Annotated in this window: 21 protein-coding genes; 9 read left to right on the forward strand and 12 right to left on the reverse strand. The window is 72.8% G+C overall.

What is annotated here, in order from left to right; genetic code table 11:
- Window positions 1–4: 4 nt before the first annotated feature.
- A complete protein-coding gene (locus M8542_RS05040) occupies window positions 5–949 on the forward strand; it encodes a DUF58 domain-containing protein (RefSeq protein WP_257918800.1) in 945 nt (314 codons plus the stop codon).
- Window positions 946–1,926: a VWA domain-containing protein gene (locus M8542_RS05045; protein WP_257918801.1), complete on the forward strand. Its 981-nt coding sequence runs from the start codon at window positions 946–948 to the stop codon at window positions 1,924–1,926. The genes M8542_RS05040 and M8542_RS05045 overlap by 4 nt, the downstream gene beginning before the upstream one ends.
- On the opposite strand, the gene M8542_RS05050 is transcribed toward M8542_RS05045, so the two are convergent.
- The 7 genes from M8542_RS05050 to M8542_RS05080 are packed head-to-tail and all read right to left on the reverse strand — an operon-like array spanning window position 1,877 to window position 7,743.
- On the reverse strand, window positions 1,877–2,437 hold the full coding sequence (locus M8542_RS05050) for a hypothetical protein (RefSeq protein ID WP_257918802.1): 561 nt from the start codon (window positions 2,435–2,437) through the stop codon (window positions 1,877–1,879). The two genes, M8542_RS05045 and M8542_RS05050, sit on opposite strands and share 50 nt — an antisense overlap.
- A 23-nt stretch (window positions 2,438–2,460) precedes the next feature.
- Complete coding sequence (locus M8542_RS05055; RefSeq protein WP_257918803.1) at window positions 2,461–2,922, reverse strand: tRNA (cytidine(34)-2'-O)-methyltransferase; 462 nt, start codon at window positions 2,920–2,922, stop codon at window positions 2,461–2,463.
- Between the two features lie 3 nt (window positions 2,923–2,925).
- Complete coding sequence (locus M8542_RS05060) at window positions 2,926–3,357, reverse strand: acyl-CoA thioesterase (protein WP_257918804.1); 432 nt, start codon at window positions 3,355–3,357, stop codon at window positions 2,926–2,928.
- A 17-nt stretch (window positions 3,358–3,374) separates the two neighbouring features.
- A complete protein-coding gene (locus M8542_RS05065) occupies window positions 3,375–4,364 on the reverse strand; it encodes a TAXI family TRAP transporter solute-binding subunit (protein ID WP_257918805.1) in 990 nt (329 codons plus the stop codon).
- Window positions 4,361–5,752, reverse strand: a complete 1,392-nt coding sequence (locus M8542_RS05070) for a sensor histidine kinase (RefSeq protein WP_257918806.1) — start codon at window positions 5,750–5,752, stop codon at window positions 4,361–4,363. Before M8542_RS05070 ends, M8542_RS05065 begins: the two co-directional genes overlap by 4 nt.
- A gap of 3 nt (window positions 5,753–5,755) precedes the next feature.
- A complete protein-coding gene (locus M8542_RS05075) occupies window positions 5,756–6,424 on the reverse strand; it encodes a response regulator transcription factor (protein WP_257918807.1) in 669 nt (222 codons plus the stop codon).
- Between the two features lie 8 nt (window positions 6,425–6,432).
- On the reverse strand, window positions 6,433–7,743 hold the full coding sequence (locus tag M8542_RS05080; protein ID WP_257918808.1) for an MFS transporter: 1,311 nt from the start codon (window positions 7,741–7,743) through the stop codon (window positions 6,433–6,435).
- Between the two features lie 183 nt (window positions 7,744–7,926).
- Between M8542_RS05080 and fabG the strand changes: the two genes are divergently transcribed.
- Together fabG and fabI are read left to right on the forward strand one after the other, a co-directional pair.
- On the forward strand, window positions 7,927–8,631 hold the full coding sequence (fabG, locus tag M8542_RS05085) for a beta-ketoacyl-ACP reductase (protein ID WP_257918809.1): 705 nt from the start codon (window positions 7,927–7,929) through the stop codon (window positions 8,629–8,631).
- A gap of 38 nt (window positions 8,632–8,669) precedes the next feature.
- Window positions 8,670–9,437 (forward strand): enoyl-ACP reductase FabI, encoded by a 768-nt coding sequence (fabI, locus tag M8542_RS05090; RefSeq protein WP_257918810.1) that lies wholly within the window; start codon window positions 8,670–8,672, stop codon window positions 9,435–9,437.
- Window positions 9,438–9,440: 3 nt separating this feature from the next.
- On the opposite strand, the gene M8542_RS05095 is transcribed toward fabI, so the two are convergent.
- Window positions 9,441–10,601 (reverse strand): Cmx/CmrA family chloramphenicol efflux MFS transporter, encoded by a 1,161-nt coding sequence (locus M8542_RS05095; protein WP_257918811.1) that lies wholly within the window; start codon window positions 10,599–10,601, stop codon window positions 9,441–9,443.
- Window positions 10,602–10,671: 70 nt separating this feature from the next.
- Window positions 10,672–11,253 (reverse strand): TetR/AcrR family transcriptional regulator, encoded by a 582-nt coding sequence (locus tag M8542_RS05100; RefSeq protein WP_257918812.1) that lies wholly within the window; start codon window positions 11,251–11,253, stop codon window positions 10,672–10,674.
- Window positions 11,254–11,340: 87 nt separating this feature from the next.
- Here M8542_RS05100 and M8542_RS05105 point away from each other — a divergent pair, with 87 nt between their 5' ends.
- A complete protein-coding gene (locus M8542_RS05105; protein ID WP_257919232.1) occupies window positions 11,341–12,384 on the forward strand; it encodes a ferrochelatase in 1,044 nt (347 codons plus the stop codon).
- Window positions 12,385–12,498: 114 nt separating this feature from the next.
- Here the strand turns inward: M8542_RS05105 and M8542_RS05110 are convergent, their stop codons facing one another.
- Complete coding sequence (locus tag M8542_RS05110) at window positions 12,499–13,296, reverse strand: Rv1486c family protein (protein WP_257918813.1); 798 nt, start codon at window positions 13,294–13,296, stop codon at window positions 12,499–12,501.
- 100 nt (window positions 13,297–13,396) lie between these two features.
- Here M8542_RS05110 and M8542_RS05115 point away from each other — a divergent pair, with 100 nt between their 5' ends.
- Together M8542_RS05115 and M8542_RS05120 are read left to right on the forward strand one after the other, a co-directional pair.
- Window positions 13,397–14,794: an ATP-binding protein gene (locus M8542_RS05115; protein WP_257918814.1), complete on the forward strand. Its 1,398-nt coding sequence runs from the start codon at window positions 13,397–13,399 to the stop codon at window positions 14,792–14,794.
- The gene (locus tag M8542_RS05120) at window positions 14,791–16,755 is read left to right on the forward strand and encodes a VWA domain-containing protein (protein ID WP_257918815.1); all 1,965 of its coding nucleotides are present in this window, start codon (window positions 14,791–14,793) and stop codon (window positions 16,753–16,755) included. The genes M8542_RS05115 and M8542_RS05120 overlap by 4 nt, the downstream gene beginning before the upstream one ends.
- Here the strand turns inward: M8542_RS05120 and fxsT are convergent.
- Window positions 16,731–18,980 carry an FxSxx-COOH system tetratricopeptide repeat protein gene (fxsT, locus tag M8542_RS05125; protein WP_257918816.1) on the reverse strand — a complete coding sequence of 750 codons (2,250 nt, stop codon included), beginning with the start codon at window positions 18,978–18,980 and terminating at the stop codon, window positions 16,731–16,733. The genes M8542_RS05120 and fxsT overlap by 25 nt on opposite strands.
- A 128-nt stretch (window positions 18,981–19,108) precedes the next feature.
- Between fxsT and M8542_RS05130 the strand changes: the two genes are divergently transcribed.
- Entirely contained in the window at window positions 19,109–19,867 is a 759-nt protein-coding gene (locus tag M8542_RS05130) for a MerR family transcriptional regulator (protein WP_257918817.1), read from the forward strand.
- A 70-nt stretch (window positions 19,868–19,937) separates the two neighbouring features.
- On the forward strand, window positions 19,938–21,176 hold the full coding sequence (mshC, locus tag M8542_RS05135) for a cysteine--1-D-myo-inosityl 2-amino-2-deoxy-alpha-D-glucopyranoside ligase (RefSeq protein WP_257918818.1): 1,239 nt from the start codon (window positions 19,938–19,940) through the stop codon (window positions 21,174–21,176).
- Window positions 21,177–21,235: 59 nt separating this feature from the next.
- Here the strand turns inward: mshC and M8542_RS05140 are convergent, their stop codons facing one another.
- The gene (locus M8542_RS05140; protein WP_257918819.1) at window positions 21,236–22,867 is read right to left on the reverse strand and encodes an ABC-F family ATP-binding cassette domain-containing protein; all 1,632 of its coding nucleotides are present in this window, start codon (window positions 22,865–22,867) and stop codon (window positions 21,236–21,238) included.
- Window position 22,868: the final 1 nt, after the last annotated feature.

Here is a 22,868-nt window from a genome sequence, read left to right on the forward strand (position 1 = left end):
GGCGATGGCGAAGAACGAGAAGGGCACCCGCCCTTCGTGGGCGCCGCCGGTGTTGCGCGGCGACCGGATGGAAGCCGGGCTCCGGACCCTCGAGCTCGACGTCCGTCGCCGGCTCGACGGGCTGCTGCAGGGCAACCACCTCGGCCTGGTGCCGGGGCCGGGGTCCGAGCCCGGCGAGGCCCGGCCGTACCAGCCCGGCGACGACGTGCGCCGGATGGACTGGGCGGTCACGGCCCGCACGACGACCCCGCACATCCGCGAGACCGTGGCCGACCGCGAGCTGGAGACGTGGGTGGTCGCCGACCTGTCGGCGAGCCTCGACTTCGGCACGGCGCTGTGCGAGAAGCGCGACCTCGTGGTCTGCGCGGTCGCGGCGGTCGCGCACCTGACCGGGGGCGGCGGCAACCGGATCGGCGCGCTGATCTCGACCGGGGCGGAGACTGCCCGCGTCCCGGCCCGGGGCGGCCTCGCGCACGCCCGCGGGCTGGTGCGCAAGCTGGCGGAGACGCCGCGGGCGCCCGAGGGCACGCGGGGTGACTTCGCCGAGGCCCTGGAGCAGCTGCGCCGGCCTCCGCGCCGCCGTGGCCTGGCCGTGGTGATCTCCGACTTCCTGGGCGACAGCTCGTGGGAGCGGCCGCTGCGGGCCCTCGGCGGGCGGCACGAGCTGATCGCGATCGAGGTCCTCGACCCGCGTGACGTCGACCTGCCCGAGGTGGGCACCGTCGTGCTGGCCGACCCGGAGAGCGGGAAACAACGCGAGGTGCACGCGTCGGCGTTGCTGCGCAAGGAGTTCGGGGCCGCGGCGCACGCCCACCGGCAGCAGGTGGCGGCCGGGCTGCGGCGCGCGGGTGCGGCGCACCTGACGTTGCGCACCGACGCCGACTGGATCGCCGACATGGTGCGATTCGTCGTCGCCCGCAAGCGTCGCTGGTCGGGGGGTGTGGCGTGAGTTTGACGGGGTTCACCGCGCCGTGGTGGTTCCTGCTGCTGATCGCCGTCGCGGCGGTCGCGGTCGGGTACGTGCTGGCGCAGCGCGCGCGGCGGAAGCGGACCATGCGGTTCGCGAACCTGGCGCTGCTGGAGAAGGTCGCGCCGAAGACCCAGGGCTGGGTCCGGCACCTGCCGGCGGTGCTGATCGTGCTGTCGCTGCTGATCCTCACGGTGGCGCTGGCCGGGCCGACCGCCGAGCAGAAGGTGCCGCGCAACCGCGCGACGGTGATGCTGGTGATCGACGTGTCGCTGTCGATGGAGGCCACCGACGTCGCGCCGACGCGGCTGAAGGCGGCGCAGGACGCGGCGACGCAGTTCGCGCAGAACATGACACCGGGGATCAACCTGGGCCTGATCTCGTTCGCGGGCACGGCGACGGTGCTGGTCAACCCGACCACCGACCGCAACGGCGTGATCAAGGCGATCGAGAACCTCAAGCTGGCCCAGTCGACGGCGACCGGTGAAGGCATCTTCGCGGCGTTGCAGTCGGTGGAGAGCTTCTCGAGCGTCGTGGGCGGCGCGGACGGTCCACCGCCGGCGCGGATCGTGCTGATGTCCGACGGCAAGCAGACCGTCCCGGAGGACCTGTACGCGGCGCGCGGCGGGTACACGGCGGCGCAGGCGGCGAAGCAGGCGGGCGTGCCGATCTCGTCGATCTCGTTCGGCACGACGCACGGCTCGGTCGACATCGACGGCAAGGCCCAGCCGGTGAGCGTCGACGACGAGTCGCTGCGGGAGATCGCCCGCCTGTCGGGTGGCGACTTCTACAAGGCTGCGAGCGCCGAGGAGCTGAAGAAGGTCTACGGCGACCTCGGCGAGCAGATCGGCTACGAGCTCAAGGACGCCGACGCGAGCAAGCCGTGGGTGGTCGTGGGAATGCTGATCCTCATGCTGGGCGCGGCGGCGAGCTTGTTCTTCGGGCAGAGACTGCCGTGACCCAGGCTCGGCGGACGCCGTAGAGGCTTCCGCCGAGCAGGGTCACCCCGGAGAGCACGCCGCTGACGAACGGCACCCACGCCGCGGCGCTGCCCAGCAGCACGAGCCCGGCGACACCGAGCACGGTCAGGACCACGCCGACCACGAGGATCGAGCGCGTCTTCCACGCCGACGCCAAGGCGACGAAGTGCAGCCCGACGATCGTCGCGATCCACGCGACGTTCGCCTGCACGGGCGCGTCGAGCAGGCGCAGCACGAAGAACCCGGCGACCAGCAGGACCACTTCGCCGAGAACGATGAACCGGTAGCTCGGCCCGAACATCGGCCGGCCTTCGAGCGTCGGCCGCCCGCCGGCCCGGAGGCCGAGGAACACCACGGCGGCCAGCGCGAGGACGGCTAGGCCGCGCAGGACCCAGCCGATCGCCGACGGAAGCGGGTCACCGGAGTTGACCAGGACGAACACGGTGCCGAACGCGGCGCCGATGAGCGCCCCCAGGAACTGCTGTCGCATCCGGCGAACCTACCGGACGGTGATCAAGCGCCCGCGAAGCCGTTCTGCCGCCACGCCTCGTAAACCGTGATCGCCGCGGTGTTCGCGAGGTTCAGCGACCGGCTCGTCGGCAGCATCGGCAGCCGCACGCGGTCGGTCACCTCCGGCGCCTCCTGCACCGGCACCGGCAGGCCGACCGACTCCGGCCCGAACATCAGCACGTCTCCCGGTCCATAAGGGACATCCGTGTACAGCCGCTTCGCCGAGGCGCTGAACGCGTACACCGTCGCCGGCAGCAGCACCTCCCACGCCGCTTCGAGCGACGCGTGCACGTGAACCCGGGCGAGGTCGTGGTAGTCGAGCCCCGCCCGGCGCAGTTGCTTGTCCTCCAACGTGAACCCGAGCGGCTCGACCAGGTGCAGCTCGCAGCCCGTGTTGGCCGCGAGGCGGATCGCGTTGCCCGTGTTCGGCGGGATTTCCGGGTGGTAGAAGAGAACTCGGAACACGGCTCAGGCCCCGAGGTCCTCGAGCAGGGCCGCGTACACCTTGCGGACCGCCTCGGGCGGGGCCGCTGGGCGCACGGTGGCCGGGTCGATGAAGACGTAGCGGATGTTCGCCGCCAGCAAGAGGGTGCCGCCGCGGTGGATCTCGAAGTCGAAGACCAGCGACGTCGTGCCGAGGTGGGTCAGGTACTGGGAAACGACCAGGTCCTCGTCGAAGCGGGCCGGGGCGCGGAACTTGAGGTTGGCCTCCGCCACCACGACGTCGCCGCCGTGGGCCAGGAACTCCTCGTGCGAGCCGAACAGGGCCTTCTCCGCCTCGAAGGCGCACATGTCCACATAGGCCATGTAGTGGGCGTTGAAGACGATGCCCTGGCCGTCGCACTCGTGGTAGCGCACGCGCAACGGCATCTCGACGATCGGGCGGCGGGGTTGCGTCACGGGCCCCAATCTAGCGCTCAGCCGTGCAGCGCCCGGTACGCGGCTGCCGCGCCCGGCTGCAGCGGCACCGGCTGGGTGCCGATCAACGTCCGCACGTCGAGGAACTGCGTCCCGACGGCCTCGGCCGGGACGAGGTCGGTCGCCCGCCCGACGAGCAGCCGGACGACCGCCGCGGCGACGTCGTCGGGCAGCGCGGGGGAGCAGACCAGCAGGTTCGCCACACCGATCGTGCCCAGTGCCCCCACCCCGCGGTAGGCCTGGTCCGGCACCTGCACCTGGTCGTACACCGGGCCGTACGCGGCGCGCAGCGCGGGCACCACCGCGTCGAGCGGCAGCAGCGCGATCGGCGTGGTGCGGGTGAGGTCGGCGAGCTTCGGCGTCGGCACCCCGCCCGACCACAGCATGGCGTCGATCCGGCGGCCGGCCAGCGCGCGGACGGCGTCGTCGAAGAGCAGGTGGCGGACGTCCACCGAGACTCCGGCCTTGGCGAACAGCCGCTCGCCGAGCTGGGCCGCGCCGGACCCGCCCGCGCCCAGCGACACCGGACGGCCGGCGAGGTCGGCGAGCCGGCGCACCGGGCCGTCCGCGCGGACCACGAGCTGCAGGTAGTTCTCGTAGACGCGGCCGAGGGCGAGCAGCGGCACCTTGCCGGCGAACGGCGGGTTCCCGGCGAGCGCGGTCTGGGCGACGTCGGTGAGCACCAGGCCGAGGTCGGCCTGCCCGCGGCGAACGAGCTCGACGTTGGCGACACTCGCCTCGGTCGGCACCGCGGTGGCATGCAGCAACGGCTCGGCCCGGGTCAGCTCGGCCGCCAGCAGCTCGGCGAAGGCCAGGTAAAACCCGCCGCGCTCGCCGGCGGCGATGGTCACCGTGCGCTCCGGCCCGGTGTAGCCGGACGTCGAGCAGCCGGCCAGCGCGAGGCCGAGGCCGCCGAGGAGTGCGGTGCGCCGGGTGAGGTTCGTGGTGCCTCCACCGCCGAGCAGTGCGGTGCGCCGGGTGAAAGTCATGGCGCCTCCGCCAGCGGTAGCGTCACGCGTACTTCGAGCCCGCGCGGCAGGGCCTGCCGCAGTTCGAGGACGCCGCCGCGGGTGCGTACCTGCTGGTGCGCGATGGCCAGCCCGAGCCCAGTGCCCCGGGTCGCGCCTTCGCCACCCGCGCGCCAGAACCGCTCGGTCGCCCGCGCCCGGTCCGCAATGGACAGTCCCGGCCCGTCGTCGCGGACGACGAGGGTCGCCGTCTCCGGGCCGCTTTCCCAGTCGGTGGTGATCTTCGCGCCGCGGCCGGCGTAGTGGACGGCGTTGTCCAGCAGGACGTCGAGGATCTGCGCGAGCTCGCCTTCCGGACAGCGCACGGTCACCGGCTCGTCGTGGCCCGGTGGCGGGACGAGGGCCGACCCGGCGTCGTCGGCGGCCGGGCGCCAGGCGTCGACGCGCTCGGCGAGCACCGAAGCCAGGTCGCAGGACTCGTCCGTGCCGCCGGCCGCGACCCGCGTCGCGGTGCTCTCGGCCAGCGCGAGCGCCAGCATCCCGTCGAGGAGCTTCTCCAGCCGCTCCACCTCGGCCACGGTCGCGCGGTAGGTGGCGCTGTCGCCCTCGACCCGGTCGGCCAGGGAGTCGACGCGCAGCCGCAGCGCCGCCAGGGGGTTCCGCAGCTGGTGGGAGGCGTCGGCGACCAGCCGGTGCTGCTGGTCGGCCGCTTCGAGCACGGCTTCGGACATCCGGTTCACTTCGCCGGCCAGCACCCGCAGTTCGCGCGGCCCGGCGCGTTCGGGGACGTGCGCGCGGTGCCCGGCGGCGACGGCCAGCACCCCGGTTTCCAGCTCGTGCAGCGGCCGCACCATCCACCGGGCCAGCACGACGGCGAGCAGCACGAACACCACCGCGACCAGCAGGGCGCCGGCGCCGATGGTGCCCCAGCGGGTGGCGACGTCCGCGGCCGCCGTGGTCACCGACGCCCGCAGCACCACGACGCCGGACACCCGCGTGCCGGTGCCGACCGGTCGCGCGAAATAGGCCGGTTCGGCCGACCACGGGTCGAGCTGGTCCACCCCCGGCGCGGGCTCGTTGCGCATGGTGGCCTCCACCAGCGCGTGCACTGCCGGGTCCGCCACGCTCAGCCCACCGGCCTGGACCAAGGGGTCGCGTCGCGCGTCGACGATGACGACGCCTTCGCCGTACAGCTCGGCGTAGCGGGTGGCGTCGGCGGAAAGGGCCGCGGAGTCGCGCGTGTCGACCGCCTGCTGGGCCAGCACGACGAACCGCTCGACGTCGGCGGTGCGGGCGATGACCAGCTGCTGGGTGCGCTGCTCGGCGGTCGAGGCCAGCAGCGGCAGGGCGAACGCGGCGACCACCGCGAGCGCCAGCGCGACCAGGACCACCAGCAGCCGGGTGCGCACGGTTCAGCCCCGGCCGAGCCGGTAGCCGAAGCCGCGGATGGTGGTGAGCAGGCCCGGCCGGTCGAGCTTCGCGCGCAGCCCGGTCAGGTGGACGTCGAGCGAGCGCGAGACCGCGAGGTAGGCGTCGCCCCAGACCTCGTCCATGAGCTGCTGGCGGCTGACCGCGGTGCCGGGGCGCGCGGCGAGCACGGCGAGGATCGCGAACTCCTTGGTGGTGAGCCCGATGTCGTGCCCGGCCACCAGGACGCGGCGGGCGCCGAGGTCGATCTCGACGTCCTCGACGCGCACGACGTCACCGGCCGGCGCCTCCCGGGCGACGGCGCGCCGCAGGACGGCGTCCATCCGGGCCAGCAGCTCGGCCAGCCGCACCGGTTTCGTCAGGTAGTCGTCGGCGCCGAGGCGCAGGCCGCGCACGATCGAGCGTTCGTCGCCGCGGGCGGTCAGCACGATGACCGGAACCGGCGACACCGCGCGGATCTTGCGCAGGACGTCGAGCCCGTCGAGATCCGGCAATCCGAGGTCCAGGAGCACGAGGTCGGCGTCGCGGTGCCGGCTCAGGGCGTCGGCCCCGCGGCCGACGCTGGTGACGGGGTGGCCGCGCGCGTGCAGCGACTCGGCGAGCGCGCCGGCGACCCCGGCGTCGTCTTCGACGAGGAGCACCCGCACGGCCATCCCCTTCGTCAGCGCTCTTCGAGCTCGGAGGTCTTCGAGGTTTCCCGCATTGTGCCGTAGACGATCAGGGAAACCAGGACGCAGCCGGCGACGTACCAGAAGAACACCGACTCGTGCCCGGCACTCTTCAGCGCCTGCGCGATCAGCTCCGCCGTGCCGCCGAAGATCGCGACGGTCAGCGCGTAGGGCAGGCCGACGCCGATGGCGCGGATCTTCGTCGGGAACAGCTCGGCCTTGACGATCGCGTTGATCGAGGTGTAACCCGCCACGACGACGAGCCCGGCCAGGACGAGGAAGAACGCGCCGACCGGGTTCCGGGTCGAGCCCATCACGGTCATGATCGGCACGGTGAGCAGGGTGCCCGCGATGCCGAAGAACAGCAGCAGCGGGCGGCGACCGATCCGGTCGGACAGCTTCCCGGCGAGCGGCTGCAGGATCGCCGCGAGCAGGATCGCCGCGAACAGGATGATGGTGACCGTGCGCCGCGGGATGTGGGCGGTGTTCTCGAGGAACTTCTGGCTGTAGGTGGCGAAGGTGTAGAAGGCCACCGTGCCGCCGAGGGTCAGGCCGACGACGAGGGCGATCTCCTTGGGGTACTTGGCCAGCGCGCGCAGCGTGCCGCGTTCGCCTGCCGTCGTTTCCGCTTCGCGTGTGTAGCTCTCGGACTCGTCCATGCCGCGGCGCAGCCACATGACGCTGAGTGCGGCGACCGTGCCGACGCCGAACGCGATCCGCCAGCCCCACGACGTCAGCTGCTGCTCGGTGAGCAGGCCCTGCAGGATCAGCTGGAGGCCCAGCGCCAGCAGCTGGCCGCCGTAGAGCGTGACGTACTGGAAGCTCGAGTAGAAGCCGCGCTTGCCGGGGGTGGCCACTTCGGACAGGTAGGTGGCCGAGGTGGAGTACTCGCCGCCGACCGACAGCCCCTGGATCAGCCGGGCGACCAGCAGCAGGATCGGCGCCGCGAGCCCGATCGTGTGGTAGCTCGGCGTCACGGCGATGAGCAGGGACCCGCCCGCCATCAGCGTGACCGAAAGCACCAGCGCGCTGCGCCGGCCGAAGCGGTCGGCGAACCGGCCGAGCATCCAGCCACCGAGCGGGCGCATCAGGAACCCGACCGCGAACACGGCGGCGGTGCCGAGGAAGGCCGCGGTCGTGTCGGTCGTCGGGAAGAAAGACTTGGCGAAGTACGTGGTGAACGCGGCGTAGGCGTACCAGTCGTACCACTCGACCAGATTGCCGATGGAGCCGCGCAGCACGTTGCCGATCACGCGCTTCTCACTGACGGCGCCCTCGGCGGGCCCGCTGATCCGGGTTGTCATCGTCGACCTCCTGTGTTGCGACTCACGGTGACCAACCAGCGGGTAACCAGCAAGGTCGGAGGGCAGTTCCTAACACCCGCTTAGGACGGTCGCGGTTCGCGCGGGCGCGGGTGCGCGACCCGGCGGTGCTGCCGATAACCTCGTGCGCGTCAGCAGCGCACGTTCACGAAGAGGGAGAACACTGTGGGACGGTCCGTTCTGGTCACCGGGGGCAACCGGGGCATCGGTCTGGCGATCGCCCGGGACCTCGCCGAGCAGGGGCACCAGGTCGCCGTCACCCACCGTGGTTCGGGCGCACCCGAAGGCCTCTTCGGGGTCCAGGCGGACGTCACCGACGCCGAGCAGATCGACGCCGCGTTCAAGCTCGTCGAGGAGCACCAGGGCCCGGTCGAGGTGCTGGTGTCCAACGCCGGGCTGACCGACGACACGCTGCTGATGCGGATGAGCGAAGACCAGTTCGAGCGCGTCGTCAACGCGAACCTCACCGGCGCCTACCGGGTCGCGAAGCGGGCCTCCCGCGGCATGCTGCGCGGCAAGTGGGGCCGGTTCATCTTCATCTCGTCGGTGGTCGGCCTGTCCGGCTCGGCGGGCCAGGCCAACTACGCGGCGTCGAAGGCCGGTCTGGTCGGCTTCGCGCGTTCGCTCGCCCGTGAGCTCGGCTCCCGCAACATCACCTCGAACGTCATCGCGCCCGGGTTCGTGCACACCGACATGACCGACGAACTGCCCGAGGACCGCAAGAAGGAGATCCTCGCGCAGGTGCCCTCGGGCCGCTACGCCGAGCCGGCGGAGATCGCCGCCGCGGTGCGCTACCTGGCCTCCGAGGACGCCGGCTACGTCAACGGCGCGGTGCTGCCCGTCGACGGCGGCCTCGGCCTCGGCCACTGACCTTTCCCCCGTTTCCCGAACCACGACTTGGAGGACCCGTGCCCGGACTGCTCGAAGGCAAGCGCCTGCTGATCACCGGCATCATCACCGACGCCTCGCTCGCCTTCCACGCGGCCAAGATCGCGCAGCAGGAGGGCGCGAAGGTGGTGCTGACCGGCTTCGGCCGGATGTCGCTGGTCGAGCGCATCGCGAAGCGGCTGCCCGAAGAGGCGCCCGTGATCGAGCTGGATGTCACGAACTCCGAACACCTCGACGGCCTCGCCGACAAGGTCCGCGAGCACGTCGACGGCCTCGACGGCGTGCTGCACTCGATCGGCTTCGCCCCGCAGACCTGCCTCGGCGCGCCGTTCCTCGACGCGCCCGCCGAGGACGTCAAGACCGCGATCGAGATCTCGACGTACTCGTACATGTCGCTGGCGAAGGCGTGCCTGCCGCTGATGGGTCGCGGCGCGTCGTACGTCGGCATGGACTTCGACGCGCGCGTCGCGTGGCCGGTCTACAACTGGATGGGCGTGGCGAAGGCCGGGCTCGAGTCGGTCAACCGGTACCTGGCCAAGGAGCTGGGCCCGCAGGGCATCCGGGTCAACCTGGTCAGCGCGGGCCCGATGAAGACGATGGCCGCCAAGTCCATCCCGGGCTTCGTCGACCTGGAGGACGGCTGGGGCGAGCGCGCGCCGCTCGGCTGGGACAGCACGGACCCGGACCCGGTGGCGAAGAGCGTCTGCGCGGTGCTCTCGGACTGGCTCCCGGCCACGACCGGCTCGATGATCATGGTCGACGGCGGGGTCCACTTCCTCGGCGTCTGAGCCTCACGCGGCCACGAGCTCACGGTCGTCGTTCCGCCGCACGGTGGCGGCGACCGTGAGCGCGGCCAGCGTCGCCGCGCCCAGGGCGATGCCGGTCCACGCCGCGCTCGGGAAGCCGAGCCCGGCGCCGATCGTCAGGCCGCCCAGCCACGGCCCGATCGTGTTGCCGACGTTGAACGCCGCCGTCGTGCTGGCGCCGACGAGCGTCGGCGCGTCGCCGGCGGCTTGGAAGGCGTTGAGGTTCAGCGCCGGGTTGGCGCCGAAGGCGGCCACGCCGAAGACGAGCACCGCCGCGACGGCCACGAGCGCGTCGGTGGTGAGGGCGAGCACGAGCAAGGCGGCCAGCGCGAGGCCGAGGCAGCCGTAGAGGGTCGCGTACGGCCGCCGGTCGGCCAGCCGCCCGCCCGCGCTGATCCCGATCAGCGCGCCGACGCCGAACAGCGCCAGCACACCGGGCACCCACTCGCCGGGCAGGCCGTCGGTCTCGGTCAGCAGCGGCGCCAGGTAGCTGAACGCGGCGAAGATCATCGCCTGGCACAAGGCGATCACGCCGAGCGCGAGCCAGACGCGGCCGCGCCGGTACAGCCGCAGTTCGCCGCGGACGCCCAGCGGTCCGCCGGTCGTCTCGGGCACCAGCAGCGCCACGCCGGCCGCCGCCACGAGCGTCACCGCCGCCACCGCCCAGAACGCCGTCCGCCAGCCCGCGTGCTGGCCGAGGAACGTGCCGGCGGGCACCCCGGCGATGTTGGCGACGGTCAGCCCGCCGACCAGCACCGCCATCGCGCGCCCGCGCCGCTCGACGGGGACGAGCGCGATGGTGGTCGCCAGGGCGACGGCCCAGAACCCGGCGCAGGCCAGCGCGGCGACCACCCGGGTCGCGAACAGCAGCGCGTACCCGGTCGCGAGCGCGCCGACGACGTGCGCGGCGAGGAAGACCACGAGCAGCGTCAGGAGCGTCCGGCGGCGGGGGAGCCGCAGGGTGCCGATCGCCAGCAGCGGCGCGCCGACGACCATGCCGATCGCGAAGGCGGAAATCAGCAGCCCGGCGTCGGGGATGCTCACGCCGAGGTCGGCGGCCATGCCGGGGAGCAGGCCGGTGATCATGAACTCGGACGTGCCCAGCGCGAACACGCTGAGCCCGAGGACGAAGACGGCCAGGGGCATGAGGGTTCCTCCCGGTTGTGGATCGGTCAGTACAAAATCAAGGCATGCTCAATCCGGCATGGTGTGACGCTCAGCGTGTGATGGCTTTCAGTGCGAGGTCCGCGACCGCGTGCATGCGGGCGCGGGCGGTGCCCCGGCGGGCCATCACGCGCAGGCCCGAGGTGGTGCTGAGCAGGAACTCCGCGACGTCGGCGGGGTCCAGGCCGTCCTGGAGGCTGCCGTCGAGCACGCCTTCGCGGACGCATTCGGTGAACATGACCAGGTTCCGGTCGGTGTCCTCGCGCAGCGCGTCGCCCACTTCGTCGTCGGGCAGGCCCAGTTCGGCCAGCGTGTTGACCACGAGGCAGCCACGCCTGCGCTCTTCGACGTCGTCTTCGATGGCGCTGTCGAGGACCGCGGCGATCCGCTCGGCCGCGGTGCCCGGGCCGTCGAGGATCGCCTGCCGCTTGCCGAGCTGGGTGCCGGTGTAGTGCGCGAGTGAACGGCGGAAAAGTGCCCGTTTGCTGGTGAAGGTGTTGTAGACGCTGCTGCGGCCGAGCCCGGTGGCCTCGCACAGGTCCTGCGTCGACGTCGCTTCGTAGCCGTGTGCCCAGAAGGCGTGCATCGCCTTCTCGACGGCGGCGGTTTCGTCGAACTCGCGTGGCCTGGCCATGGCGTCACTGTAGCAGAGTTTTGTACTGGTCGATTCATAACTGGCCCGCGTCAGCGTGCGGGCCGCCACATCGGCAAGATGGCAGGGGTGGGATACGACGCGTTGCTGTGGCTTTCGTTCGGCGGTCCGGAAGGGCCTGACGACGTCATGCCGTTCCTCGAGAACGTCACCAGGGGCCGCGGGGTGCCGCGGGAGCGGCTGCTGGAGGTCGCCGAGCACTACCGGCACTTCGGGGGCGTCTCGCCGATCAACAAGCTGAACCGCGACGCGATCGCCGCGGTCGAGAAGCAGCTCTCGGCCGCCGGCGTCGACCTGCCGGTGCACTTCGGCAACCGCAACTGGCACCCGATGGTCGAGGACACGCTGTCGGCGCTCACCGAGTCGGGCGCTTCGCGGGTCCTGGTGTTCCCCACGAGCGCGTACGGCGGCTACTCGGCGTGCCGCCAGTACGACGAGGACATCGAACGCGCCCGCGCCGCGGTCGGGGCGGGGGCGCCCGAGCTGGTGAAGATCCGGCAGTTCTTCGACCACCCGCTGTTCGTCTCGGCGGTGGCGGACGGCGTGCGCGCGGCCCACGCGTCCTTGGGCGACGTGGCCGGCGTCCGCACGGTGTTCACGGCGCACTCGGTGCCGTCGAGCGCGGACCGCGCGTCGGGCCCGCCGTCGGAAGGCGGAAACCGCTACTCCCGCCAGATCGCCGAGGCGGCGCGCCTGGTGGCGGCCGAGGCGGGGATCGAAGAGTACGACGTGGTGTGGCAGTCGCGGTCCGGGCCGCCGCAGGTCCCGTGGCTGGAGCCGGACATCGTCGACCACATCGACGCGCTGCACGCCGCGGGCGTGCCGGGTGTCGTCGTCTCGCCGATCGGGTTCGTCTCCGACCACCTCGAGGTGATCTGGGACCTGGACAACGAGGCCGCGGAGCGCGCGGCCGAGCACGGGATGAAGTTCGCCCGCGCGGCGACGGCGGGCTCGGACCCGCGGTTCGCCGAGCTGGTGGTGGAGCTGGTGCGCGAGCACACGCACGGGGCCGAGCCACGCAAGCTCTCACCGTTCCCGGCGGCGGGCTGCACGATCAACGGCGCGCCGTGCGCCGTGGGCTGCTGCGAACCGGCCAAGCGCCCGGCCCGCTGACAAGCGCCCGGCCCGCTGACAAGCGCCCCAATGTGGTCTTGGTTGCGTCTGACGCACCCAATGTGGCCTTCGGTGCGTCTGACGCACCGAAGGCCACATTGGGGCGCTTGAGTCTCAGCCTTCGCGGGCCGTCTGCTCCGCGAACACCCGCACCGCCTCGTTGACCGCCGCGCTCCGGGCCGTCCGGACCGCGTCCGACAGCGGCCGCAACGCCTGAGCCCGCAACGACGAAGCCGAAGCCGACAGTGCGCCGCCCGGGTCGTCCGACGACGCGATCGCGAGGATCGCCGCGATCTCCTCCGCCCGTTGCAGCACCCGCAACGCCCGGCCCGGCGTGCCCGCCGGCCAGTCGACATCGGGCCGGGAACGCAAGTGCGCCGAAAGCTCCGCCCGCACGCCGGGGCGGTCCGAAGCCACGTCCAGCGCCTGCAGCGCGCCCGCGCTGGCGCGGATCGCGTCCGTCAGCCCGTGCTCGGCCTCGGCCAGCCCGACGTACTCCGGCGGCGAAGCCGGCGACACCGAGTACACCGTCCAGCGCACCAGACCCTCGGCGATCGGCTCCGGCACCAGGCCGGCGCCCAGCTCGGGGAGCACCACCGCGTCGCCCGCGCGCAGGGCCGCTTCCGCGAACGGCCCGCCGCCGCCGAGGCCGCGGACGTCGCCCGGGACCGGGAGGACCAGCGTCATGCTTTTCGCTCCCTGCGAACGCAGGGCCATCAGCAGCTGCACCGGGGTGGCCGCCCGGTTGAACGCGAGCGGGAGCTGGAACGCCTCCGCGGCGGCCGCGTCGGCGGCGACCACGTCATGGGCCTCACCCCACGCGAGCAGGGCGTCGAGGACATCGTCGGAAGCCGCGGCTCCGTTCAGCCACGCGGACGACCAGACGGCGAAAGTCGCACTGGGACGGCACACGACGCCCTATTTTACCGGCCCCTCCCGGACTTCGGCAGCGCGCCCACGCTGGAGTCGCTCCACGTCGACGCACCGCCGATCCCGCAGTAGCGTCGAACGGGTGAACGCAGTTCCAGACGCTCTTCCCCGCACCGCCGGGGCCCTGCGCGCGGCCGGGTACGAGCCGCGCCCGATCGCCCAAGAGATTCACGACAACCTCCTCGAGGCGCTCAAGGCGGGCGAGGACGCCTGGCCGGGCATCGTCGGGTTCTCCCGCACCGTGCTGCCGCAGCTCGAACGCGCGCTGCTGGCCGGCCACGACGTCGTCCTGCTCGGCGAACGCGGGCAGGGCAAGACCCGCCTGCTCCGCACCCTCGCCGGCCTCCTCGACGAGTGGACGCCGGTCATCGAAGGCTCCGAGCTCGGCGAACACCCGCTGCAGCCGATCACGCCCGCGTCCCTCCGCCGCGCCGCCGAACTCGGCGACGAGCTGCCGGTCGCCTGGCGCCACCGCTCCGAGCGCTACACCGAGAAGCTCGCCACGCCGGACACCTCGGTCGGTGACCTGATCGGCGACGTCGACCCGGTGAAGGTCGCCGAGGGCCGCAGCCTCGGCGACCCCGAGACGATCCACTTCGGCCTGGTCCCGCGCGCCCACCGCGGCATCGTCGCCATCAACGAGCTGCCCGACCTCGCCGAGCGCATCCAGGTCGCGCTGCTCAACGTGATGGAGGAGCGCGACATCCAGGTCCGCGGCTACACGCTGCGGCTGCCGCTGGACGTCCTGCTCGTCGCCACCGCGAACCCCGAGGACTACACCAACCGCGGCCGCATCATCACCCCGCTCAAGGACCGCTTCGGCGCCGAAATCCGCACGCACTACCCCCTCGACGTCGAGTCGGAGGTGGCCGTCGTGCGGCAGGAGGCCAACCTGGTCGCCGAGGTCGGCGAGCCGCTGCTGGAAGTGCTCGCCCGGTTCGTCCGGAACCTCCGCGAGTCGCCGGTGATCGACCAGCGCTCCGGCGTGTCGGCGCGGTTCGCCGTCGCGGCGGCGGAAACCGTGGCGGCCGCGGCGCTGCGACGCTCGGCGCTGACCGCCGAGGAGCCCGCCGTGGCCCGGCCGGTCGACCTCGACGCCGTCCCGTCGGTGCTGCGCGGCAAGATCGAGTTCGAGCCCGGCGAAGAGGGCCGCGAGATCGAGCACCTCGTGCACCTGCTGCGCCGCGCGATCGCCGAGACCGCCCGCGAGCGGTTCGCCGGCCTCGACCTGCGCCCGCTCGCCGACGCCGTCGCCGAAGGGCACCTGGTCGCCACCGGCGAGCGCGTCCCGGGCAAGGACGTCCTCGAAGCCCTGCCGGAGCTCCCGGTGCTGCACGAGGTCGCCCAGCGGGCCGGTGTCGGCGCCGACGAGCCCGCCGGGCGGATCGCGGCCGCCGTCGAGCTCGCCCTCGAATCGCTGTTCCTGGCCCGCAGGCTGGCCAAGGACTCCGACGACACGACGACCGTCTACGGCCGATGACCGCGGTCCCGCTTCCCGACGGCTACTCCTACGGCCCGTGGCACGACGGGCCGGACCCGCTCGCGCCGCCGGCCGACCTGCGTGACGCCCTCGACGAGATCGGCCGCGAGGTCATGGCCGGCGCGTCGCCGCGGTCCGCACTGGAAGAGCTGCTCCGGCGCGGCACCGACCGGACGTCGGGCCTGGACGAGCTGACCCGGCGGCTCTGGCAGCGCCGGTCGCAGATCCAGCGCCGCAACAACCTCGACGGCACCCTGCAGGAGGTCCAGCGCCTCCTGCGGGAAGCCCTCGACGCCGAGCGCCGGGAGCTGTTCCCGGACCCGGACGACGAAGCCCGCTTCCGGGAAGCGCAGCTCGACGCGCTGCCGCCGGGCACGGCCGCGGCCGTCAACGAGCTCGCGAACTACGACTGGCGGTCGGAGCAGGGCCGCGAGAACTACCAGCAGATCCGCGACCTGCTCGGCCAGGAGCTGATGGAGTCGCGGTTCCAGGGCATGAAGCAGGCGCTGCAGAACGCCGGGCCCGAGGACGTCGAGCGGATCAACGAGATGCTCTCCGACCTCAACGACCTCCTCGCGGCGCACGCCCAGGGCGCCGAGGACATCCAGGCGCGCTTCGACGACTTCATGGCCAAGCACGGGGAGTTCTTCCCGGAGAACCCGCGCAACGTCGAAGAGCTGATCGACGCGCTCGCCGAGCGGTCCGCGGCGGCCCAGCGGATGCTCAACTCGATGTCGGCCGAGCAACGCGCGGAGCTGGCCGAGCTGACCCAGCAGGCCTTCGGCGACCCGCGTCTCGCGCAGCAGCTGTCGCAGTTGGACAGTCAGCTGCGTGCCGCGCGGCCGGGCGAGGACTGGGACGGCTCGGCCCGCTTCCGCGGCAAGAACCCGCTCGGCATGGGTGAAGGCGCGCAGGCGATGGCGGACCTCGCCGAGCTCGACGCGCTGGCCGAGCAGCTCGGCCAGTCCTACCCGGGTGCCCGCCTGGAGGACATCGACGTGGAGGCGCTGGAGCGCCAGCTCGGCACGGACGCCGGCGTCGACGCGCGGCGACTGTCCGAACTGGAGCGTGAGCTGCGCCGCCAGGGCCTGTTCGAACGGGCCGCCGACGGCACGCTCCGGTTGTCGCCCAAGGCGTTGCGGCGCCTCGGGGAGACGGCGCTGTCGGACATCGTGAACGCGCTGCGCGGCAAGACCGGCGAGCGCGAGACCGAGTCGGCGGGCGCGGCCGGCGAGCCCACCGGCGCGTCGCGGCCGTGGCGGTTCGGGGACATGCAGCCCTGGGACGTGCCGCGGACCATCCGCAACGCCGTCCTGCGGTCGGTGTCGGTGGGGGAGCGCGCGGTCCGCCTCGACGTCGAGGACGTCGAAGTGGTCGAGACCGAGCACCGGTCGCGGGCGGCGGTGGCACTGCTGGTCGACACGTCGTGGTCGATGGTGCAGGAGGGCCGCTGGCTGCCGATGAAGCGCACCGCGCTGGCCCTGCACCAGCTGATCAGCACGCGCTTCCGCAACGACGCGCTGCAGCTGATCACGTTCGGCCGCTACGCGACGTCGGTGGAGCTGCCGGAGCTGATCGGGCTCGAGGGCGCGTGGGAGCAGGGCACCAACGCCCACCACGGGCTGCTGCTGGCGGGTCAGCACCTCCGGCGGCACCCGGACGCCCAGCCGGTGGTGCTGATGGTGACCGACGGCGAGCCGACGGCCCACCTGGAACCGGACGGCGAAGCGATCTTCGACTACCCGCCCCAGCAGCGGACCCTGCTCAAGACACTGTCCGAAGTGGACAGGCTGGCGAAGCTGGGCGCGTCGGTGACGGTCTTCCGCCTGGGCGACGACCCCCGGCTGACGGCGTTCGTGGACGTGATCGCCCGGCGTTCGGGCGGCCGGGTGGTGGCCCCGGACCTCGACGGGCTGGGCGCCGCGGTGGTCGGCGACTACTTGCGGACGCGACGGCGCTGAGCGGGTAGCTCGGCGAGATCGCTTTCGGCCTGGCGGGTGTAGGGGTGCTCGGCCCCGAGCACCCGCCGGTAGTCGGTGGTGACGGCCGCGAGGATCTCCCGCGCGGCTTCGGTCTCCCCGGCCCGGAACCGGGCGAGGCCGAGGTTGCGGCGGGCGTTGAGGGTGCCGGTGTGGTCGGGGCCGAGGACGCGGGTGCGGTCCTCGACGGTGCGTTCGAACAGGTTCCGGGCTTCGGTGGTCTTGCCGCCGTCCAGCAGGGCGCGGGCGAGGAACAGCCGGACCCGGATGGTCTCGGGACTGTCGGCCGGCCGGTCCCGTTCGGCTTCGGTTCGCAGCCGGCGCAGCAGGCCGATCGCCTCGTCGTGCCGCCCGGCGGCCGAGTACGCGGCGGCGCGGTACTGCGCCCACCACAGGGAGGTCGCGAGGGGTGCGTTGGTCTCGTGCAGCGCGATGCCCTCCGCGACGCGGCCGATTCGCACGTAGGTGCGGGCGAGCTCACCGCGGGAGTTGATCGTCGACGAGTGGTCCGGCCCGTGCACTCGCAGGTTCTCCCGCAGGTCTTCTTCGAACACGGCAACGGCTTCGTCGAGCCTTCCGGCCGAGCGGAGCGTGCTGGCCACGTTGATGCGTGCGTACAGCGTGGACTGGTGGTCCGGGCCGAGCGCCGCGAGCGCTTGGTCGAGGTTCTCCTGGTGCACCTTGAGTGCCCGGTCGAGCAAGCCCGCGCCCTCGCAGCAGAAGCCGAGGGTGTTGCGGGCGTTGATCGTGCGCGGCGAGCGCGCGCCGAGCAGCCGCGACCGGCGCTCGAGGATCCGTTCCGAGAGCGTGACCGCCTCGGCCATCCGGTCACCGGCCATGCATGCCCGGCGCAGGGAAAGCACGGATTCGTCGGTGTCCTCGTGGTCGACCGGCAGGTACGCGTCGTGGTCCGCGAGCACTTCACGGCCGAGGGCACGAGCTTGGGCGAACGCGTTCACCTCGACCAGGAGAACGACCGACCGACGGCGCAGCCGCAGGATCCGGCCGAGCCGCGGGGCCAGCTGAGCCGACGTGAGTGACCGGAAGTGCTGCCACAGCGAGGCCGCGTGGTCGACCAGATCGACGGACTCGTCCGCCTCCACCACGTCGAACGCTCGGTCCAGCGCCTTCGCGAGCCGCTCCTCCGCGTGCAAGCGGCCCAGCAGCGCGCGTTGGGTCAACCGGTGCATCGTCACCACCTCGCCGGTGACATCGAACCCGGCCAGGGACGCGCCGGTCAGTGCGCCCAGTGCCGCGTCGACCGCCACCGGGTCCGGGCCCAGGCGGTGGGCCAGCTCGCGCCGGACACCCCGGGCCGCCAGCACCGACAACAGCTCCGCGAGGGCCTGGGCGCGGCTGTCCCGGGCCGTCACGGTCCGCAGCGACTCCAGCGTCGTGTCCTCGACGCACGCCGGGTAGCCCTCGCCGGGCACCCGTTCCAGCAACGCCGTGAGCGGCGCGTGCGGCAGGCGCTCGAGGTAGGTGGCGAACGTCAGGCGCTGCCGCCGGATCACCCCGCCCGCTTGGGCCAGCGCCAACGGCAGGCAGCCCAGCTCGCGCGCGACGCCGGTCGCGGCGTCGTCGGCCGGCAACCCCGATCGCGCGGCGAGGAACCGGACCGCTTCGGCGTCGCCGAACCCGGTCACCGGTACCGTGCCGCCGAGGATTTCGAAGTCCTGCACCGTGGTCGTGACGAGCACCCGGGCGCGGGTGGGCAGCCACTGGTTGAGCGCGTCCGGGTCGGTCGCGTTGTCGAACACCACCACCGGCCGGTCGAGCGTCTCCAGCCAGGCGAGCCCGGTGCGGGCGGCCGCCTCCGCGTCGGCGACCGCGTCCGTCAGCCCGGCCCGGCGGGCCAGTTCGGCGTAGGCCCGGACGGTGTTGGCGGGGTCCTCGGCGGCCACCCAGACCACCGTCGAACGCCGGCCGCGGACGTACGCGGCGGCGAGGTGGGTCTTGCCGACGCCGCGGCCGCCGAGCAGCACGCAGAACGGGCCCGCCGCGAAGGTCTCGTCGATCCGGGTCAGCAGCACGCGGCGGTCGACGGCCGAGAGCGGCTCGCGGGGGATGTCACCGAGCGTGAGTCGCGTCACGGGCTTCGGCGGCTTCCGCTTCGACGGGGTCCGGCGCAGCTGCAGGTACGCGATGACCGCCGCGACCAGGGCGATCACGGCGCCCGCGCTCCCCACCGCGACCTCGGCGCTCATCGAGTCAGGGTAACCGCGTCGGCCGCGGCGCGACGGCTACGGAAGGGTGACGCTTGACCCTCACGCCGCGTGAGGCACCACCGTCGTCACCGCAAGGGCCACACGGCCGGAGAGGAAGGGGGAAACCGATGGGCCACCCCGTGGGGAAGGTCGCGGCACTGGCCGGGATCACCGTCCGGACACTGCACCACTACGACGAGATCGGCCTGCTCGGCCCGAGCGGGCGGACGCACGCCGGGTACCGCAGCTACTCCGACGACGATCTCGACCGGTTGCAGCGCATCCTGTTCTACCGGGAGCTCGGGTTTCCCCTCGAGACGATCGCGACCCTCGTCGACGACCCGGGCATCGACGCCGACGCGCACCTGAAGCGGCAGCGCGAGCTGCTGGTGGCGCGCATGGGCGAGCTCGGGCGGATGGTCGCGGCCGTCGATCGCGTGATGGAGGCGAGAGCCATGGGAAACGCACTGACGCCCGAGGAGAAGTTCGCGGTGTTCGGCGGGTTCCGCGAGCCGGACGGCTACGCGGAAGAAGCCGCACGGCGCTGGGGCCACACACCGGAATGGCAGGGCGCGGCGGCACCGTCCAAGGAGGACCTGGCGGCGGGGGAGGCCGACCGCCGGGACTGGGTCGCGCGCCTGAACGCGGTCCTGGACGCGGGTGGCGCCCCGGACGGCGCCGAGGCGATGGACCTCGCCGAGGCGCACCGGGCCATGCTCGCGCGGGTCATGGGGGAGTGCTCGTACGAGACGCAGGTCCGGATCGGTGAGCTGTACGTCACCGAGCCGGTCCAGCTCGGCTTCCTGGTCCGCGAGGACGAGCAGCGCCCCGGCGTCGGCGAGTTCGTCCGCGACGCCATCAGGGCGAACGCCGCGCGCCGCGGCTAGCACTGGGCCACGTGGGGGAGCAGTCCCACCGGGCGGGAGGGTGCCGGAGCGAACGCTTACAGTCGAGGGTATGCAGACTTGGTCATCGGTCGACGTGCCCCGCATCCCCGGCACCCCCCGCCCGCTGCGGCTCCACGACACGGCCACCGGGCAGATCCGCCCGACCGCGCCCGGCGCCACGGCCCGGATGTACGTCTGCGGCATCACGCCCTACGACGCGACGCACCTGGGGCACGCCGCGACGTACCTGGCCTTCGACCTGGTGAACCGCGTGTGGCGGGACAACGGGCACGACGTCCACTACGTGCAGAACGTCACCGACATCGACGAGCCGCTGCTCGAGCGCGCCGAGCGCGACCAGGACGACTGGGTCGTGCTCGGCATGCGCGAGACGGCGCTGTTCCGCGAGGACATGACCGCGCTGCGCGTGCTGCCGCCGAAGCAGTTCGTCGGCGCGGTGGAGAGCATCCCGGAGATCGTCGAGGTCATCGCGAAGCTGCTCGCCAACGGCGCCGCCTACCGCGCCGACGACCCGGAGCACCCGGACGTCTACTTCGACCACTCCGCGACCGGGAAGTTCGGCTACGAGTCGAACTACGACGAGCCGACCATGCGGAAGTTCTTCGCCGAGCGCGGCGGCGACCCCGATCGCGCCGGCAAGCGCCACCCGCTGGACGCGCTGCTGTGGCGCGTCGCCCGGGAAGGCGAGCCGTCGTGGGAGTCCGAGCTCGGCCCGGGCCGCCCGGGCTGGCACATCGAGTGCAGCGCCATCGCCGTCAACCGGCTGGGCCTCGGGTTCGACCTGCAGGGCGGTGGTTCGGACCTGATCTTCCCGCACCACGAGTACAGCGCGGCGCACGCCGAAGCCGTTGCCAAGGACGGGCCGTTCGCGCGCCACTACGTGCACGCCGGGATGATCGGCCTCGACGGCGAGAAGATGTCGAAGTCGCGCGGGAACCTGGTGTTCGTGTCGCGGCTGCGGGCCGACCAGGTCGACCCGGGCGCGATCCGGCTGGCGCTGTTCGCCGGCCACTACCGCGCCGACCGCCCGTGGACGGCCGAACTCCTGTCCGAGGCGGAGGCCCGGCTCGCCCGCTGGCGCGAAGCGGTTTCGCTGGCCACCGGACCGTCCGCCGAGGACACGATCTCCCGCCTGCGCGACCACCTGTCCGACGACCTCGACACGCCGAAGGCCCTCGCGGCGATCGACGCCTGGGCCATCGAAGCCCTGCGCCGCGACGGCACCGACACCACGGCCCCCGGCCTGATCCGCATCGCCGTCGACGCCCTCCTCGGCATCACCCTCTGACCCTGCCCGAGGCGGCACTTTCCCTACGAAAGTGCCGCCTCTGACCGGTGTATAACGGGCTAGACGGCGGCGGGGTGGCCAGCGGCCAGTTCCAGGTGGTCGCCCGACCAGTCGCGGCGCAGCCACCGGTCGTGGGACGCGATGACGACGGCGCCGGGAGCCGACTCGAGAGCCGCGAACAGTTCTTCCGCCAGGGTCAGCGAAATGTGGTTCGTCGGCTCGTCGAGCAGCAGCACGTCCGGCGGGTCGGCCAGCAGCACCGCCAATGCGAGCCGCCGTCGCTGGCCCACCGAAAGCGCGCCCACCGGCTGCCGGAGGTCCCGCGACGCCAGCAGGCCGAGCCGGCTCAACGCCGGAGCGTCCTCGCCGAGCGCGTCCCGGTAGACGCGGGCCGCCGTCCGCTCCGGCTCGGCGAACGCGACGTCCTGCTCCAGCAGCCCGACCCGCACGCCGTGTCCGAAGTGGACGCTCCCGCTCGCCGGCGTGAGCCGGCCGGCCAGCACCGACAGCAACGTCGACTTCCCGGCGCCGTTCCCGCCGGTGACGAGCAGCCGGGCCGAACCCTCGACGTCCAGCCGGGGCAGGCTCAGCCGGCCCGGAACCTCCAGGGCGCGCACCGAGATCGCCGGGCCGTCGCCGGTGGGGTGGCCGGTGAGCTCGGCGCGGAACCGCAGTGGCGCCGGGGGTTTGCGCACCTGATCACGTTCGAGGTCCTCGAGCCGCTGTTCGGCGTCGCGGACCCGCCGCGAGATCGTCTTCTGGACGCGGGCGCCCTTGAACTTGTGGATGAACTTGTCGTTGTCGCGCGGCCCGCGGCCGTAGGCGACGTTGCGCGCCGTCACCGCGACGGTCTCGCGAAGCTCCTTCAGCTCCTCCTGTTCTTCGGCGAAGCGCTGTTCCCAGCGCGCCCGTTCGGCTTTCTTGTGGCCGAGGTAGTCCGAGTAGCTGCCGCCGTAGCGGACCGCGCCGCCGGCTTGCCGGTCGGCCGCCGCCGGGTCGAGGTCGACGATGTCGGTGCAGACGGCGTCGAGGAACACCCGATCGTGCGAGGACAGCACGACGATCCCGGACAGCTCGGCGAGGTGCCGTTCCAGGAACTCCATCGCGGCGTCGTCGAGGTGGTTGGTCGGCTCGTCCAGCAGCAGCGTCTCCGGCCGCCGGATCAGCAGTGCGGCCAGGCCGAGCCGCGAGCGCTGCCCGCCCGAGAGCGTGCCGAGCCGCCGGTCCGGTTCGACGCCGCCGAGGCCGAGCCCGTCGCAGACGAGCTTCGCGCGGCGGTCGGCGTCCCAGAGGTCGTGGGCCTGCGCCCACTCCAGCACCCGGCCGTACTCCTCGAGCACGCCTTCGTCGTCGGGGCGGTCGGTCATCGCCGTGGTCAGCTCGTCGAGCCGGGCCGTGGCGGCGCGGATCTCGGCGAGCGCGTCGTCGAGGACGTCGGCGAAGGTCGCGTCCATCGGGAACGGCAGCTCCTGCAGCAGGAACCCGACGTCCGGACCGCGGAGGACCTCGCCGGAGCGGGGTTCTTCGAGCCCGGCGAGCAGCCGCAGCAGGGTGGACTTGCCGGTGCCGTTCTCGCCGACCAGGCCGAGCCGTTGCCCGGCCGAAGCGGTCAGCGAGACGCCGTCGAGCACCACGCGGGTGCCGTAGCCGAAGACGACGTCCTTGGCCTGCAGGGGAAAAACGAATGACATG

The organism is Amycolatopsis iheyensis, assembly GCF_024703995.1.
GTDB lineage: Bacteria > Actinomycetota > Actinomycetes > Mycobacteriales > Pseudonocardiaceae > Amycolatopsis > Amycolatopsis iheyensis.

Coding starts and splice junctions, on each gene's coding strand:
- M8542_RS05040 (WP_257918800.1), top strand. CDS start 5: ATGGCGAAGAACGAGAAGGGCACCCGCCCTTCGTGGGCGCCGCCGGTG.
- M8542_RS05050 (WP_257918802.1), bottom strand. CDS start 2,437: ATGCGACAGCAGTTCCTGGGGGCGCTCATCGGCGCCGCGTTCGGCACC.
- M8542_RS05065 (WP_257918805.1), bottom strand. CDS start 4,364: ATGACTTTCACCCGGCGCACCGCACTGCTCGGCGGTGGAGGCACCACG.
- M8542_RS05075 (WP_257918807.1), bottom strand. CDS start 6,424: ATGGCCGTGCGGGTGCTCCTCGTCGAAGACGACGCCGGGGTCGCCGGC.
- M8542_RS05080 (WP_257918808.1), bottom strand. CDS start 7,743: ATGACAACCCGGATCAGCGGGCCCGCCGAGGGCGCCGTCAGTGAGAAG.
- M8542_RS05095 (WP_257918811.1), bottom strand. CDS start 10,601: ATGCCCCTGGCCGTCTTCGTCCTCGGGCTCAGCGTGTTCGCGCTGGGC.
- M8542_RS05100 (WP_257918812.1), bottom strand. CDS start 11,253: ATGGCCAGGCCACGCGAGTTCGACGAAACCGCCGCCGTCGAGAAGGCG.
- M8542_RS05120 (WP_257918815.1), top strand. CDS start 14,791: ATGACCGCGGTCCCGCTTCCCGACGGCTACTCCTACGGCCCGTGGCAC.
- fxsT (WP_257918816.1), bottom strand. CDS start 18,980: ATGAGCGCCGAGGTCGCGGTGGGGAGCGCGGGCGCCGTGATCGCCCTG.
- M8542_RS05130 (WP_257918817.1), top strand. CDS start 19,109: ATGGGCCACCCCGTGGGGAAGGTCGCGGCACTGGCCGGGATCACCGTC.
- mshC (WP_257918818.1), top strand. CDS start 19,938: ATGCAGACTTGGTCATCGGTCGACGTGCCCCGCATCCCCGGCACCCCC.
- M8542_RS05140 (WP_257918819.1), bottom strand. CDS start 22,867: ATGTCATTCGTTTTTCCCCTGCAGGCCAAGGACGTCGTCTTCGGCTAC.